Here is a 14,334-nt window from a genome sequence, read left to right as displayed (position 1 = left end):
CCATGTTTAAAGTCAACGAATACTTCGACGGCACCGTCAAGTCGATCGCTTTCGGCACCGCTGAAGGTCCGGCGACCATCGGCGTCATGGCACCGGGCGAATACGAATTCGGTACCAGCCAGCGTGAAATCATGCACGTGGTCACCGGCGCCCTGAGCGTCAAACTGCCGGACAGCAGCGACTGGGAAACCTTCGCCGCCGGCAGCCAGTTCAACGTGCCCGCCAACAGCAAGTTCCAGTTGAAAGTCGCCGTCGACACCGCTTACCTGTGCGAATACCGCGGCTAAACCCCTGGGTTTTCACAGCGACAAAAAAATGCCCGTGTCCAACGACACGGGCATTTTTCATTCACGGGGCGGCTATTCGAGGATCGTCACCGGCATGCCGACTTCCAGTCGACCGTTGCTGTCGTTGACCAGGTTCTGGCCGAACATCGCCCCGTCCGCCTCGGCCCGATACTTCTGCAGCGTGGCCAGGGGCTCGCGATCATCACTACGGGTGCCGGTCTGCGGGTCGATGGTGGTCAGGATGCACCGTGAGCACGACTTGACCACCCGGAACTCGACATCACCGATGCGGATGCGCTTCCAGCCATCCTCGGCGTAGGCCTCGCTGCCCTCAATGACCAGATTTGGCCGGAAGCGCAGCATTTCCAATGGACGCCCGACTTTTTGCGACAAGTCTTCCAGTGACGCCTGGCCGATCAGCAACAACGGAAAACCATCGGCGAAGGCCACCTGATCGTCGTCCTTGCCGTAGCCGGCCTGGGTGGTGCGCGCGCGATCCAGCGGCACTTGCACCAGCCGTGTCGGTTTGCCGATGAACTCACTGACCCAGGCCCCCGCCGCGTCGCCGGCATCGGGCACGCGCAAGGTGTCGCGCCAAATGGTCACGCCGCGCAGTTCGGCGTCGCTGCCGGGCAAGGCGATATCGATCGGTGAATGGCCTGGGGCGTTGAGGGTCAGGCCGCCGTCGGCATTCCACAGCGCCGACAACTGGCTCATCTGCGCCACCGCGCGTTGGGTCAGGAAGCGCCCGCTGGCCTCGTCCACCAGCATCCAGCGTCGATCTCCGTCCAGGCCCAGTTTGTCGAGGCTGACCTGTTGCAGGGTCTCACCCTTGCCGGATTTCAACGGATAACGATAAAGCGCGCTCAGACGCAGCATGGCCAGCTCCCTGGTGGGCAAAAAACGCCACCCTATACGAGCTTGATCGCCGAATCAAAGGCTGACGCGATGTCAGCCTTTGGCGTCGGGATCAGGCCGGCACTTCGTCGAGCATCAGGCGCTGGCGCACCACGTCGACGAGTTTGTCTGGCTGGAACTTGGAGAGGAAGTTGTCGCAGCCGACCTTTTTCACCATCGAGTCGTTGAAGCTGCCGGACAGCGAGGTGTGCAGGACCACATACAGACCTCGCAGGCGCGGGTCGTTGCGGATCTCGGTGGTCAGGCGGTAGCCATCCATTTCCGGCATTTCGGCGTCGGTGAAGATCATCAGCAACTTGTCGGTCATGACCACGCCGGTATCGGCCCAGGCCTTGAGCATGTTCAGTGCCTTGAGGCCGTCGCTGGCGATGTGCATCTTCACGCCCAACTGGCCGAGGGTGTCGCGCAATTGCGAGAGCGCCACGTTGGAGTCGTCCACCAGCAGCACTTCACGGCCACGGGCGCGTTCCAGCACCGGATCATCCAGTTTTTCCTTGGAGACCTTGGCGTTGTACGGGACGATTTCAGCGAGGACTTTTTCCACGTCGATGATTTCCACCAACTGGTCATCGACCTTGCTGATGGCGGTCAGATAGTGCTGGCGACCGGCGCTGGTCGGCGGCGGCAGGATGGCTTCCCAGTTCATGTTGACGATGCGGTCCACGCCACCGACCAGGAACGCCTGCACCGAGCGGTTGTATTCGGTGACGATAATGGTACTGGTGGGGCTTGGCACCAACGGACGCATGCCGATGGCCTGGGACAGGTCGATCACTGGCAGCGTCTGGCCTCGCAGATTGACCACACCGCAGACAAACGGATGGCGCTGGGGCATCAAGGTCAGTTTCGGCAGTTGCAGCACTTCCTGGACTTTAAATACGTTGATTGCGAACAATTGCCGCCCGGCCAGCCGGAACATGAGAATTTCCAGGCGATTCTCACCCACCAGTTGCGTGCGTTGGTCTACCGTGTCGAGAATGCCGGCCATCAATGACTCCTGGGCTTGTTCTGATGAATTCACTAAAGAGGGTTATCGGCTGTTATTGCTAGAGCTTGACCCCCAGACAAAATGCCACGTCCAGGCATTGATGTCACATTAACATCATGCTTTACTGGCCTCGCGATTTCATCTGCTTCATCCCCTGCCGCGCGACCTCGGTTTGCACGTTAGGTTCCCCTGCGTAAGGGATTCCCCTAGTAACAATCAGGCCCAACCTGATATTCGCAATATCCAATAGCCATTAATGTGACGCCATTCTCATTGCATGAACGGAGTCAGGCTTTTGTGTGCGATCGCAGGTCAGTGGCCCCCCACCCTCTCGAGTTATCCAGCGCACGCAATAGCGAGGCGGAGCATGCTCGGGCGACAACTCGTGATCTTCGACACACACGACATTCCCTCATCAGCCATGACGTGGTGGAAATAAGTATGCCGAACGACCATAAAGAGGGGGCTCAACGCCTTCCCGAGTTTCTCGTCGAGGCTGAAACACTCCTGGCCAAGTCCGAGGAATGCCTCAGTCATCTGCAACTGATCAGCAATGATACGGACGCCATCGACTGCATGCTCAGCAGCCTGCTCAAGCTGGCGAACAAGGCCGATGCCCTGGCGCTGGAGGCAGTCTCGGAGTTTTCGCTGCACATCCATGGCTTGTTGAACCATGCCCAACACCACATGGCCCTGCACGAGCAGGCCCTTGAGGCGTTGAAAGACTGCTTTACGCTGATGGCCTGGCAACTCGAACTGATCGATCCTGCAACCGGCCAGTTGAGCCTCGATGACAGCGAGCAGGCGTCGCTGATCGAAGCCTTTGCCTTTCAGGTCGGACAAAGCCGCTTTCAGCCACCGGCCCACGCCAAGCCGCTCACCCTCGTGGCATTTTCGGAACGGCAGGCTTAAATTTGCCGGGGCGCTCTACGACGCCTGGTTCTCGTATTGCCCAGCCCCGACTCGTAACTAGAATGCCCATGTCGCAATTGAATAGTTCATACCTGCCAGCGACAGCTGAATAAACACAATTAATCTAGTTGTGCGCGGACTGTCTGTTCCGAGCGCAGGTAATGCCGGACTTTAAAAATATCCCGGGCGTGCTCACTATATTCGAGAGGCAAGAAACCAATCTTTTTCCATTATGGAACCATCGTCCAGATAACGTAATTCCTGACTGTCTGGACATATATACCAAACGCGACCAACGGTATCTTAAGTGGTATTATGCCGGCCATTAGTTGGCTTCAAATAATGGCACTGTGATTCAAGACGAGAGCAGCCCGCTAACTTCATGGCTGGATTTCGTCCTCTGGTTTGCCCCGTTGAAGTTGGTGATTCACCCTACAGTTTTTCAGACAGAGACCCGTCAGCCATCATGGCCGGTCTGCCCGCAGCGAACATCCATTGGCTCCATCTGCTATGTACGCCAGCCTCAAGTCAATTACCACGTGGCCCCCTTCCCGAGAAAACGCGCGCCGGTTCACGCTGTTGCTGTGCACCTGCTCGGCGCTTGGCAGCTTGTTGGTCTATGGCTTTTCCACTCGCCTGCCGGCAAGCCTGTTGTTCCTCAACATGGCCGCACTGGCCTGTGTCTGGGTCGGGCATCGCCTGTCGCGCAAATCGATCAAGTTTCAACCTCAAGAACTGGCCGACCGCCTCCTGCAAGTACAAGAGAACGAACGTCATCGGCTCAGCCGCGAGTTGCACGACGACATCGGTCAGTTGCTGACGGCGGCAAAACTGCAAAGCGAATGGCTCAAGCGCCGCCTGCCCGACGAGTTGCAGGGCCAATGCTCGGTGCTCTGTGAAACCCTGGAAGAAACCCTGACCAAGGTGCGTGACGTCTCGGCCATTCTCAACCCCCGGCAGTTGACCAGTCTCGGGCTGGAAGCCAGCCTGCGGGCACATTTGCTCAAGACGCTGGCCAATACCTCGGTGCACTGGAGCCTGGAATGCCACCAGCGCCTGACCGGCATCCCGGAAGAAATGGCCGTGGCCGCGTTTCGGATTACCCAGGAAGCAGTGACCAATATTCTGCGCCATGCCGACGCCAGGAACCTGCTGGTGCGCGTGCAGCGCTTGCCTCAGGGCCTGACACTGCTGATCAGCGACGACGGCCTGGGCTTTGCGCCCGCGGCCAACCCCGGGCGCGAAGGGCAACGCGGCATGGCCGGGATGTCGGAACGGATCGAACAATTGGGCGGGACCTTGGCCGTGACCAGCGAGCCGGGCAAAGGCACTCAAATCGAAGCACTTTTCCCCTGGGCGCCCCGTGCGCTCGAGCGGGCCAGTACGAATAAGGTTATGCGTTGACTTGTAACTTACTTCTGGTGGATGACCACTCGCTTATCCGGGCAGGCGTACGCGCTCTGGTGCTGGATATTCCCGGCTACGCAGTCGTCGGCGAGGCCAATGACGGCTCGCAACTGCTGGAGATGGTCGAGCAACTGTCCCCGGACATCGTCCTGCTGGACATTTCCATGAAGGAAACCGGCGGCCTCGAAGCCTTGCAGCGCCTCAAAAAGGTACGCCCGCAAAGCAAGGTGCTGATCCTGTCGATGCACACCGACCCGGCGCTGATCATGCAAGCGCTGGAATCCGGTGCCCATGGTTACTTGCTCAAGGACACCACGGCCACCGAACTCGAACACGCCCTGGACGCCTTGCGCAACAACGAACGTTACCTGAGCCCGGCGATTGCCCACACGGTGATCAACCAGGCGCTGACCCGCACCCAGAAAAACCAGGCGCCGGCCCCGGACACCCACAACCTGACGGCACGCCAGTTGGAAATCCTGCGGTTGATCGTTCGTGGCAAATCCACCCGGGAAATCGCCAACGGCCTGGGCCTGAGCATCAAGACCGTCGAAACCCACCGTTCGCAAATCATGAAACGCTTGCAGATCTACGACGTGGCCGGCCTGGTGCTGTTCGCCGTGCGTGAACAGATCATCAGCCTGGACGATTGACGGTCCGGGATGAACCCAGCAACGGCGAGTTTGGCGGCAAGTGCACGCGCAAGGCCCCCGGACGCGCTTCGAAACGCAGGTTGTCACCCTCCAGGGGTTCGCCATCGAGGTTGATGTGCAGGCCTTCCGACACCTTGATCTCGACCCACGGCAAACGCGCTCGCACAAACATGTTGTCGATGCCGAAGCCCTCGGTCAGCAGGTTTTTCAAGGTGCCGACCACCTCCTGCGGTGCCGGCAGAATGCTGATATCCAGCAATCCATCGTCCGCCAGCGCCTGCGGGCACAACACACGGCCGCCACCGGCCTGTCGACCATTGCCGATACCCAACGCCAACAGCTCGCCACGCCAGTGAAAGTCCGGCCCCTGCAATTCGCCATAGGCCGCGTGCAATTCGCTGAAGCGTGATAAACCGGTGAACAGGTACGCCGCGCCCCCCAGGATTTTTTTCAGGTCTTCCGAGGTATTGGCCGTGACGTTACTGCCAAAACCGCCCGTGGCCATATTCAGAAACACTTGTCCGCCGACCTCGCCCAGATCAATCGGCACCGGCGCGCTGTCCAGTAGCTCCAGAGCCTGGGCAGGCTCCAGGGGAATGCCCGCGGCACGCGCGAAATCGTTGGCAGTGCCCAAAGGCAGCAGCACCAGGCTGGCCTCGTTCGGATGCGCTGCCATGGCTTCGGCGATATCGCGCAACGTGCCGTCACCGCCACCGGCAATCAGTTGCCGATACCCCGCCGCCAGTGCTTCATCCACCAGGCGCCGGGCATCGCCGGCCTCCCAGGTCACCCGAACGGCCAGTTCCCACCCTTGCTTGCGCTTGCTTTCAACCGCCGCGCGGACTTCCTCGTTGAGTGCCTGCTTGCCATGCAGAATCAACAGCGCCTTGCGCTCATCCATTGCGATCACTCCCATGATTGGCATCCGTATGGGAGATGTTGACCACACAGATACGCAAAAAAGTCAGCTGAACTTCAATAAATTCAAAGCCACAGCGTCTTGCGTCCTACAGAGCGGTATTTTTTCTTACAAACTGTGAGGAATCGGCTCAATTGACCGACTCGGGTGATTGGTACACCGTGGGGCCCTGCGGTATCAATCATGAAATTACAAACACACAAGGATGTGCACGCAATGAATGCAAACGCCCTAAGGGCTCATCAGGCAGAGTTCAAAAACGGCGCAAAAGCCGCTGGAGAAGTTGATATGGAACCTCGCGTCGTCGAACTGGAGACACACCTCAAATACATCCGTCGGGACATGGACGAAGTGCGTGGCGACGTCAAATCCATCAAGCACCGACTGGCCTACTCTGCCGGCGCAATCGGTGTGATCCTGGGACTTCTGGGGTGGATCGCCAACAGCCGGTTTGAACAGGTTGTGACGCTTCTGTCGCAATAAGGCGAGGGTGGACGCAAGGCCCGGCTTGATCAACCGGGCTTGCAGGGTCAGTCAATGGCAGGCATCAGCTCAAGACTTCACTCAAGGGAATGAAGCTGACCTGATCGCCCTCGACCAGGGTGCGGTCTTCCAAGACCTCCACAAGGCCTTCGGCCCAAGCGGCGCTGCGCAATACACCAGAACTCTGATTCCGGTAAATGGTGGCCCTACCCTGTTCGAGACGCCCACGCAGGTACTCGCGTCGATTGCCAGCCTTGGGCCAGACGAACCCTGCCGGCACCTGGAATTTCAGCGGCTCGACGTCCTGGACACCTTGGCGCCGCAAGAGATAAGGCCGGGCCAGCAACGCGAAGGTCACCAGCGTCGACGCCGGGTTACCCGGCAAACCGATCACCGGCACGCCCCGGAAATGCCCGAATGTCAGCGGCTTGCCGGGTTTGATGGCGAGCTTCCACAGGCTCAGCTCTCCCTCCTCTCGCAAGGCAATACCGAGGAAGTCGGCTTCGCCCACTGACACACCGCCAGTGGACAGGATCAGGTCGACATCAGTCAGTTCACCCAAGCGAGCGCGAGTCACCGCCAGGTCATCCACCAGGATGCCGGCATCAATCACCTCGCAGCCCAAACGCTGCAACCAGCTGCACAGCAACACACGGTTACTGTTGTAGATCTGCCCAGGCCCCAAGGCCTGGCCGGGTTCGATCAGTTCATCGCCGGTGGACAGCACTGCTACACGCACTTTGCGCACGACATCCAGCTCGGCACATCCCAGGGAGGCCGCCAGCCCCTGCTCGATAGGACCCAGACGCGTGCCGGCCGTCAGGACCAACTCACCGACTGTGGTTTCCTGGCCTTGAGGTCGAATGTTCTGGCCAGGGGTGATGGTTTCGGTAAACACCACACGCTCATTCGCCTGGACTTCGGCGTTCTCCTGCATTTCGACACAGTCAGCGCCCTCAGGCACCGGCGCACCGGTGAAGATTCGCGCACAGGTCCCTGGCTGCAAGGGTTGCGGTGCCTGGCCAGCGAAAATCTTCTGACTGACCACCAACGGTTCACCGGTCCAGTCGGCCACGCGCAATGCATAGCCGTCCATGGCACTGTTGGGCCAGGGCGGCAGGTCGAGTGTCGAGACCAGATCCTGCGCCAGTACGCGGCCCTGAACCTGCGCCAACGGCAAGCGTTCCCGCTCGCGAATCGGCGCCGCTTCGGCCATTTCCAGCAAGCGCGCCAGCGCCACCTCGACAGGCATCAAGCTGCCGGTCTTGCCAGGCTTACCCGCGGGATTCACAGGGTGCCGCCTGTTTCAGGTGAGGGACGAAATTGCACGGACGGTGCCGCGAATCCAGCTGCTCGGCGAGAATCCCATCCCAACCGGTACGCACCGCGTTGGTCGAACCCGGCAAGCAGCACACCAGCGTGCCGTTGGCCAAGCCGGCGAGTGCGCGGGACTGCACCGTCGAGGTGCCGATGTCGGCCACGGAAATCTGCCGGAACAGCTCGCCAAAACCATCGACCTGCTTATCCAGCAGGCAACTCACCGCTTCCGGCGTGCTGTCGCGGCCGGTAAACCCGGTGCCACCGGTGATCAACACCACCTGCACCACATCGTCGGCAATCCAGGTGGCGACTTGCGCGCGAATTTTGTAGAGGTCATCTTTAAGCAACACCCGCGCCGCCAGGTTATGACCGGCAGCGCCCAGGCGGTCGACAAAGACCTGGCCGGAGGTGTCGGTTTCCAGGGTCCGGGTGTCACTGACAGTCAGCACCGCGATGTTGAGCGGTGCGAAAGGTACATCAGCCTTGGCTTTCATAGGCTCGTCCAGTTGTAGGGGAAACAGCCCGGTGTTATATCACAGCGCCTCAATTTTTCGCCGCCCCCATGGAGAGCTGCCATGACTTCGAATACTGCGCTACCCCCCTGTTCAATTCTGCTCCTGGCGGGCGGGCGCGGCCAGCGTATGGGCGGCCAGGACAAGGGGCTGATTGAGTGGCACGGCGAACCGCTGATTGCGCACCTGCATCGCAAGACCCGCGCGCTGAGCGATGACCTGATCATCTCCTGCAACAGAAACCAGGACACCTACGCACCTTACGCCGACCAACTGGTGGTTGACGATCACGCCGGTTTTCCCGGCCCCCTGGCGGGTATCCGGGCCGGCCTGAAAGCTGCCCGTCATGCTCACCTGCTGGTCCTGCCCTGCGATGTGCCGCGCATCGATGCCGCCCTGCTTCAAGGCATGCGCGAAACCGCCGCCCAGCATCCGGATAAGCCGCTAATGCTGCGCCACGGCGATCATTGGGAACCGCTGCTCTGCGTTATCCCCGTGGCCCTTTCGCAGGCGTTCGAAAATGCCTGGGACGAGGGTGAACGCAGTCCGGGCCGAATCATGCGGCAGCTGGGCGCCACAGCCCTGCAATGCCCCGACAATGACCCTCGCCTGGCCAACCTGAACACACCGGAACTGTTAAGTGCACACCACAGTGTGTCAGACTGACACGAGAAGGAACTTGCACGCGTTGCATACGTCTACAAGCTCAGTAACCAAAAGAATTCATATTCGGAGATACACTCATGACTCAACGGACCCTCGCCACTTTCATGCTCGCACTGGGCCTCGCTACCCTCGCCGGTTGCGCATCGCCAACAGTGATCACCTTGAATGACGGTCGTGAAATCCAGGCCGTCGACCAGCCTAAATACGATGAAGAGTCGGGTTTCTACGAATTCGAACAGCTGGACGGCAAGCACACCCGTGTCAACAAGGATCAGGTGCGTACCGTTAAGGATCTGTAATCCTTGCGGTGGTAACCGGATACAGAAAAGCCCGCTGATTGCGGGCTTTTTCATGGCTGGAGAAAAGTGCGGTGCGCGATCACCACTGCAAGGTGATGCTGCTCTCGAAGCTACGCTCCTGACCAGTCACCGGGTCGACAAAACGTAGCCCCTGGGCCAGCAGCTTCAACGGATTGGCGTAGTCATCCTCGACATCCTTGAGCACCTGCGGATAGAACGGATCATTGCAGATACTGGCGCCCAACGCCGTCATGTGCACCCGCAACTGGTGCTTCTTGCCGGTCACCGGGTAGAGCCCGTAACGCCAGAGATCGCCGTTTTTCTCCCTGACCTCGACCGCCGTCTCGGTGTTGCTGACGCCCGCCCCTTCCTGCATGCGAAAGAACGGCTCGCCATCCACCAGTCGGCTTTTATGGACTAATGGAAAGGACAATTCCGGCAATGCCCGGGCAATGGCCTCGTAGCGCTTCTCGATCTGCCGCGTCGGAAACAGCGACTGATACGCCGAACGCGTCTGAGGGTTGGCGGAAAACAGCACCAGCCCCGCCGTATGCCGGTCGATGCGATGCAAAGGCACCAGATGCGGGTTGTCCAACCGGCGGATCAGCCGCCGCAGCAGGGTTTGCTCAACGTATTCGCCAGCAGGCGTCACGGGCAGGAAGTGCGGTTTGTCCGCAACCACCAGGTGCTCATCGGCGTACAGGATCGTCTCGATCACCGGGATCGGCTTTTCGTCCGGCACCTCGCGAAAATAGTGAATCCTCAGGCCTTCCTTGTACGGCAGGTCAATGGCGATTGGCAGGCCCTGGCCGTCGAGGACCCGACCACGCGCGATCCGGTCCAGCCATTGCTCACGACCGATAGCGCGAAAATGTTCGCACAGGCAATCGAGTACGGTCTGCCACGAGCCGGGCGGCAGGTAGAGGGTGCTGGCCTGGCTGTGTGCAGCGCAAAACGATGAAGTGGACATACGAAAAGCTCTAACCCTCAATGCAGGGCGGCATTATCCAACAGTGGCCAGCACGAACCTAGCGCAGAATCCTCACGCCGGTATCGACTGTGCCCGCGCAGCCGCTTCGGTGAACTCCTTGAGCCAGCGCAACACATCCACCGCTTCCCAGCGGCCGGGATCGTAAAGCGCATACATCAAGCCCTGGTAACCCACGACATCCAGTTGCCGGTGATACCCCGCGCGTTGGAACAACGCCTCGATTTCGGCAAAACAGGTGTTGAAATGCAGCTTATTGAAAGGGGTTTTACCTTCGGTGACCAGGCCATCCAGGCGCAGTTCGATCACTGCCTCGCGCACCACGTCGATCGACATCCGGTTCACGCTGTTCTTCAATTGTTCGACATTGACCACGATTCATCCCTCTGACTAGCGGGATCACCTGGCCAATTCCGAAATAGGAGGATGCGAGGCAGGCAATCCGAATAACTGTATGCACGTACAGTAACCGAATAACCGGTTTTTCGCCAATGGACGAACACAACGCCGCGACGGGCGGGAAGACTCAGCGCAAGAACGCCACAACCTGCTCGGCATCGAAGGGCCAATCGAGTTCAGCCCCGGTATCCAGGCGCCGCAACACCGGGATACGCAACCCGTACTCATCGACCCAGGCTTCGTTTTCCGCGATATCGACCAACTCCACCATCAAACCGTGCTCGACCAAGGGCATCAGTTCTTCTTCGGCCACTTCACAAAGATGGCAACCCAGGGTGCCGAACAGCTGACATTCAGGAGGCATGACAAACAAACTCGTTCAAGTAAGGGTTCATTCTAGGCCCACCATCGCCGCCGAGCCAATGAGCGCACGCCCTGCAGACGCCCGTCAGTAAAATTTCAAAAAATTTCGGCAATTTCCTGATGCATATCATTTGCCCTGAATCCCGTCTGCGCGATGCTCTGGTCTTTTTTTGCCTCTACGCTTGGGTTGCCCGCACCCGTCACCGGAGTTTTTTGTGTTTGCCAATCTGTTGATCATCCTCGCCTCCTCCCTGGTGGTCATTGCCCTGTTTCGGCGCCTGCGTTTGCCGCCTGTGCTGGGCTACCTCTGCGTGGGCCTGATGGTCGGGCCCACGGCACTCGACTGGGTCAACAAAAGCGACGAATTGCCGGATCTCGCGGAGTTGGGCGTGGTGTTTTTGCTGTTCTCCCTGGGGCTGGAGTTTTCCCTGTCGAAAATGATCGCGCTACGCCGGGTGGTGTTCGGACTTGGCAGCCTGCAAGTGTTGATTTCCGGGCTGCTGCTGGGGATCTTGCTAATGCTGTTCGGCATGTCGGTCACCCCGGCCTTGCTGCTCGGTGCCGGTCTGGCGTTGTCGTCCACGGCCATCGTCAGCAAGGAGCTGGGCAGTCTGGGGGAAATTTTCAGCAGCCACGGCCAGAATGCCATCGGCGTATTGCTGTTCCAGGACGTGGTGGCGGTGTTGTTGCTGACCCTGGTGCCGGTGTTCGCCGGCAGCAGCGAACAAGCCTGGTATTGGGCGCTGCCCCTGACCCTGGCCAAGACCGCGCTGTTGTTCGTCGGCCTGCTGCTGGCAAGTCGCTGGTTGCTGCCCCGGCTGTTCCACGAAGTCGCCGCCTCCCGTTCCGCAGAACTGTTCGTACTGCTGGCGTTGGTGATTGTGCTGCTGACCGCCTGGCTGACCCATCTGCTCGGCCTCTCCCCTGCCCTCGGCGCCTTCCTCGCCGGCATGCTGCTGGGGGAAAGCCATTACCGGCATCAGATCGAGGCCGATATCCGGCCATTCCGCGACATCCTGCTTGGGTTGTTTTTCGTCAGTATCGGCATGCTGATCGACTTGCAGCTGTTTGCCAGCCACGGCGTGCTCATCCTCGGCTTGACCCTCGGGTTGCTGCTGATCAAGGGCAGCGTGGTGGCGCTGCTGGTCAAATGGCGCGGCAGCGATGGCGAGACCGCCTGGCGCAGCGGCCTGGCATTGGCTCAGGGCGGCGAGTTCTGCTTTGCCTTGATGGCCCAGATGCAACAGAACAAGATAATGCCCGCCGACCTCGGCGCACTGCTGCTGGCGGCGACCTTCTGCTCAATGCTGGTCACGCCATTGTTGCTGCGCGCCGCACCGCGGATCGCCGCCAGCCTGCACCGCAAGCCCAACGAAGAAGCCAAGCTCGAAGAAATCAGCGCACTCAACGCCGGCCTGCACGGCCATGTGGTGATTTGCGGTTACGGGCGCGTGGGGCAATCCATCGGACGGTTCCTGCACAACGCGCAACAAACCTACATCGCCCTGGACAATGATCCCGTGCGGGTTCAGGAAGCCGCCGCCGGTGAAAGCAGCGTGCATTACGGCGACTCACGGCGCGGCGAACTGCTGGCCGCCGTCGGGCTGGAACGCGCCCGGTTGCTGGTGATCGCGGTGGACCAGACCGACATCGCGCTGCTGATCCTCAAGGAAGCGCGCCGATTCAACCCAAGCGTGCCGATCCTGGTGCGCACCCGGGACGACAGTCAGTGGGCCGAATTGAAAGCAGCCGGCGCCAATGAAGTGGTGCCGGAGTTGCTGGAGTCGAGCCTGATGCTCGCCTCCCATGCGCTGATCATGCTCGGCTTGCCCGCGCATCAGGTCCAGGAGCGGGTCGATCAGGTCCGGCATGACCGCTACAGCCTGCTGCACCGGTTTTACCCCGGTGCTGAAGATGTAGAAAACTAGTCCTGGCTCACGGCGCCGATCTTGTGCACCGACAAGTCCGCGCCGTAATACTCTTCTTCCTGGCTCAGGCGTAAACCATGGAATGCCTTGATCGTGCCATACACCGCAAAGCCACCGGCGAGCGCCACGATCACGCCCAGCGAGGTGCCGATCAACTGACTGATCAGACTCACACCGCCCAAGCCGCCAAGCGCCGTCTGACCGAAAATGCCGCAAGCAATCCCGCCCCACACGCCACACAAACCATGCAACGGCCACACACCCAGCACATCGTCGATGTGCCATTTGCCTTGAGCGGCGGTAAAGCACCAGACGAACAACGCCCCGGCGATCGCACCGGTCAGCAGCGCACCCACCGGGTGCATCAGGTCGGAACCGGCGCAGATCGCCACCAGCCCGGCCAACGGGCCGTTATGCAGGAAGCCCGGGTCATTGCGCCCGACGATCAACGCCGCCACGGTGCCGCCGACCATGGCCATCAACGAGTTCACCGCCACCAGGCCGCTGACGCCTTGCAGCGTCTGCGCGCTCATGACGTTAAAGCCGAACCAGCCGACGATCAGAATCCACGAACCCAAGGCCAGGAACGGAATGCTCGACGGCGCGAACGCCACCAGTCGACCGTCGCGATAGCGCCCCTGGCGTGGCCCGAGCAACAGCACCGCCGCCAACGCCAGCCAGCCGCCCATGGCGTGGACCACCACGGAGCCGGCGAAGTCATGGAAACTGGCGCCAAAACGCTCCAGCAACCAGGCCTGCACACCGAAGTTGCCGTTCCAGATCATGCCCTCGAAAAACGGGTAGATGAACGCCACGATCAATGCGGTCGCGCACAACTGCGGAACGAAGCGTGCACGTTCGGCAATGCCGCCGGAAATGATCGCCGGGATCGCCGCCGCGAAGGTCAGCAGAAAGAAGAACTTCACCAACGCGTAACCGTGATCGGCATTGATCACTGCCGCCGGTTGCATGAAAGTGACGCCGTAGGAAATCCAGTAGCCTATAAAGAAATACGCGAGGGTCGAAATGGCGAAGTCGCTGAGGATCTTCGACAAGGCATTGACCTGATTCTTTTGTCGAACCGTGCCGACTTCCAGAAACGCAAACCCGGCGTGCATGGCCAGCACCATGACTGCACCGATCAAAATGAACAACGTATTGGAGCTATGGACCAGACTGTCCACAGCGCTTTGCAGATTTTCCATGGGGTTGGCAGACCTGAAGGCTAAAAAGCACCAAAGCAGTTCGCGCAGGCAATCCATGCACCAATTTGCGACGCATTGGAACCAACG

17 protein-coding genes are annotated in these 14,334 nt (G+C 60.0%); 8 read left to right on the top strand and 9 right to left on the bottom strand.

The window, feature by feature from the left end; all coding sequences use genetic code 11:
* The first annotated feature begins 2 nt into the window (after positions 1-2).
* On the top strand, positions 3-287 hold the full coding sequence (gene ppnP / locus ACZ89E_RS01590; protein ID WP_149661813.1) for a pyrimidine/purine nucleoside phosphorylase: 285 nt from the start codon (positions 3-5) through the stop codon (positions 285-287).
* Positions 288-359: 72 nt separating this feature from the next.
* On the opposite strand, the gene ACZ89E_RS01585 is transcribed toward ppnP, so the two are convergent.
* Together ACZ89E_RS01585 and ACZ89E_RS01580 are read right to left on the bottom strand one after the other, a co-directional pair.
* Positions 360-1,166, bottom strand: coding sequence for an MOSC domain-containing protein (locus ACZ89E_RS01585; protein WP_476254686.1), 807 nt, complete (start codon positions 1,164-1,166; stop codon positions 360-362).
* A gap of 91 nt (positions 1,167-1,257) precedes the next feature.
* Positions 1,258-2,193, bottom strand: coding sequence for a chemotaxis protein CheV (locus tag ACZ89E_RS01580; protein WP_133838221.1), 936 nt, complete (start codon positions 2,191-2,193; stop codon positions 1,258-1,260).
* Positions 2,194-2,634: 441 nt separating this feature from the next.
* Between ACZ89E_RS01580 and ACZ89E_RS01575 the strand changes: the two genes are divergently transcribed.
* The 3 genes from ACZ89E_RS01575 (at position 2,635) to ACZ89E_RS01565 (ending at position 5,165) form a co-directional block, all read left to right on the top strand.
* The gene (locus tag ACZ89E_RS01575) at positions 2,635-3,105 is read left to right on the top strand and encodes a hypothetical protein (protein WP_476254685.1); all 471 of its coding nucleotides are present in this window, start codon (positions 2,635-2,637) and stop codon (positions 3,103-3,105) included.
* Between the two features lie 510 nt (positions 3,106-3,615).
* Positions 3,616-4,509 (top strand): sensor histidine kinase, encoded by an 894-nt coding sequence (locus tag ACZ89E_RS01570; RefSeq protein ID WP_149661822.1) that lies wholly within the window; start codon positions 3,616-3,618, stop codon positions 4,507-4,509.
* On the top strand, positions 4,506-5,165 hold the full coding sequence (locus ACZ89E_RS01565; protein ID WP_463258068.1) for a response regulator: 660 nt from the start codon (positions 4,506-4,508) through the stop codon (positions 5,163-5,165). The genes ACZ89E_RS01570 and ACZ89E_RS01565 overlap by 4 nt, the downstream gene beginning before the upstream one ends.
* Here ACZ89E_RS01565 and yegS read toward each other — a convergent pair.
* Positions 5,149-6,066: a lipid kinase YegS gene (yegS, locus tag ACZ89E_RS01560; RefSeq protein WP_476257004.1), complete on the bottom strand. Its 918-nt coding sequence runs from the start codon at positions 6,064-6,066 to the stop codon at positions 5,149-5,151. The genes ACZ89E_RS01565 and yegS overlap by 17 nt on opposite strands.
* A 201-nt stretch (positions 6,067-6,267) precedes the next feature.
* Between yegS and ACZ89E_RS01555 the strand changes: the two genes are divergently transcribed.
* The gene (locus ACZ89E_RS01555; protein ID WP_476254684.1) at positions 6,268-6,567 is read left to right on the top strand and encodes a hypothetical protein; all 300 of its coding nucleotides are present in this window, start codon (positions 6,268-6,270) and stop codon (positions 6,565-6,567) included.
* Between the two features lie 64 nt (positions 6,568-6,631).
* Here the strand turns inward: ACZ89E_RS01555 and ACZ89E_RS01550 are convergent, their stop codons facing one another.
* Together ACZ89E_RS01550 and moaB are read right to left on the bottom strand one after the other, a co-directional pair.
* A complete protein-coding gene (locus tag ACZ89E_RS01550; RefSeq protein ID WP_476257003.1) occupies positions 6,632-7,819 on the bottom strand; it encodes a molybdopterin molybdotransferase MoeA in 1,188 nt (395 codons plus the stop codon).
* A gap of 22 nt (positions 7,820-7,841) precedes the next feature.
* Entirely contained in the window at positions 7,842-8,381 is a 540-nt protein-coding gene (gene moaB, locus ACZ89E_RS01545) for a molybdenum cofactor biosynthesis protein B (protein ID WP_133838225.1), read from the bottom strand.
* Between the two features lie 81 nt (positions 8,382-8,462).
* Here moaB and mobA point away from each other — a divergent pair, with 81 nt between their 5' ends.
* On the top strand, positions 8,463-9,065 hold the full coding sequence (gene mobA, locus ACZ89E_RS01540) for a molybdenum cofactor guanylyltransferase MobA (RefSeq protein ID WP_149661818.1): 603 nt from the start codon (positions 8,463-8,465) through the stop codon (positions 9,063-9,065).
* Between the two features lie 77 nt (positions 9,066-9,142).
* Positions 9,143-9,364: a YgdI/YgdR family lipoprotein gene (locus ACZ89E_RS01535; RefSeq protein ID WP_133838227.1), complete on the top strand. Its 222-nt coding sequence runs from the start codon at positions 9,143-9,145 to the stop codon at positions 9,362-9,364.
* Between the two features lie 79 nt (positions 9,365-9,443).
* Here the strand turns inward: ACZ89E_RS01535 and ACZ89E_RS01530 are convergent, their stop codons facing one another.
* The 3 genes from ACZ89E_RS01530 to ACZ89E_RS01520 all read right to left on the bottom strand — a co-directional run bounded on the left by ACZ89E_RS01530 (position 9,444) and on the right by ACZ89E_RS01520 (position 11,115).
* On the bottom strand, positions 9,444-10,334 hold the full coding sequence (locus ACZ89E_RS01530) for a pseudouridine synthase (RefSeq protein WP_149660153.1): 891 nt from the start codon (positions 10,332-10,334) through the stop codon (positions 9,444-9,446).
* A 72-nt stretch (positions 10,335-10,406) separates the two neighbouring features.
* The gene (locus tag ACZ89E_RS01525; RefSeq protein ID WP_149660152.1) at positions 10,407-10,727 is read right to left on the bottom strand and encodes a transcriptional regulator; all 321 of its coding nucleotides are present in this window, start codon (positions 10,725-10,727) and stop codon (positions 10,407-10,409) included.
* A gap of 151 nt (positions 10,728-10,878) precedes the next feature.
* A complete protein-coding gene (locus ACZ89E_RS01520) occupies positions 10,879-11,115 on the bottom strand; it encodes a glutaredoxin family protein (protein ID WP_149660151.1) in 237 nt (78 codons plus the stop codon).
* 214 nt (positions 11,116-11,329) lie between these two features.
* Between ACZ89E_RS01520 and ACZ89E_RS01515 the strand changes: the two genes are divergently transcribed.
* On the top strand, positions 11,330-13,042 hold the full coding sequence (locus ACZ89E_RS01515; RefSeq protein ID WP_149660150.1) for a cation:proton antiporter: 1,713 nt from the start codon (positions 11,330-11,332) through the stop codon (positions 13,040-13,042).
* Here ACZ89E_RS01515 and ACZ89E_RS01510 read toward each other — a convergent pair.
* A complete protein-coding gene (locus ACZ89E_RS01510) occupies positions 13,039-14,247 on the bottom strand; it encodes an ammonium transporter (RefSeq protein ID WP_149660149.1) in 1,209 nt (402 codons plus the stop codon). The two genes, ACZ89E_RS01515 and ACZ89E_RS01510, sit on opposite strands and share 4 nt — an antisense overlap.
* Positions 14,248-14,334 lie beyond the last annotated feature (87 nt).

The sequence above is a fragment of the Pseudomonas sp. TE3899 genome (assembly GCF_056279105.1).
The sequence above is the reverse complement of the archived record's forward strand: the minus strand, read 5'-3'. Positions and strand labels throughout refer to the sequence as shown.

Coding starts and splice junctions, on each gene's coding strand:
- ppnP (WP_149661813.1), top strand. CDS start 3: ATGTTTAAAGTCAACGAATACTTCGACGGCACCGTCAAGTCGATCGCT.
- ACZ89E_RS01585 (WP_476254686.1), bottom strand. CDS start 1,166: ATGCTGCGTCTGAGCGCGCTTTATCGTTATCCGTTGAAATCCGGCAAG.
- ACZ89E_RS01580 (WP_133838221.1), bottom strand. CDS start 2,193: ATGGCCGGCATTCTCGACACGGTAGACCAACGCACGCAACTGGTGGGT.
- ACZ89E_RS01575 (WP_476254685.1), top strand. CDS start 2,635: ATGCCGAACGACCATAAAGAGGGGGCTCAACGCCTTCCCGAGTTTCTC.
- ACZ89E_RS01570 (WP_149661822.1), top strand. CDS start 3,616: ATGTACGCCAGCCTCAAGTCAATTACCACGTGGCCCCCTTCCCGAGAA.
- yegS (WP_476257004.1), bottom strand. CDS start 6,066: ATGGATGAGCGCAAGGCGCTGTTGATTCTGCATGGCAAGCAGGCACTC.
- ACZ89E_RS01555 (WP_476254684.1), top strand. CDS start 6,268: ATGAAATTACAAACACACAAGGATGTGCACGCAATGAATGCAAACGCC.
- ACZ89E_RS01550 (WP_476257003.1), bottom strand. CDS start 7,819: ATGCCTGTCGAGGTGGCGCTGGCGCGCTTGCTGGAAATGGCCGAAGCG.
- moaB (WP_133838225.1), bottom strand. CDS start 8,381: ATGAAAGCCAAGGCTGATGTACCTTTCGCACCGCTCAACATCGCGGTG.
- mobA (WP_149661818.1), top strand. CDS start 8,463: ATGACTTCGAATACTGCGCTACCCCCCTGTTCAATTCTGCTCCTGGCG.
- ACZ89E_RS01535 (WP_133838227.1), top strand. CDS start 9,143: ATGACTCAACGGACCCTCGCCACTTTCATGCTCGCACTGGGCCTCGCT.
- ACZ89E_RS01530 (WP_149660153.1), bottom strand. CDS start 10,334: ATGTCCACTTCATCGTTTTGCGCTGCACACAGCCAGGCCAGCACCCTC.
- ACZ89E_RS01520 (WP_149660151.1), bottom strand. CDS start 11,115: ATGCCTCCTGAATGTCAGCTGTTCGGCACCCTGGGTTGCCATCTTTGT.
- ACZ89E_RS01510 (WP_149660149.1), bottom strand. CDS start 14,247: ATGGAAAATCTGCAAAGCGCTGTGGACAGTCTGGTCCATAGCTCCAAT.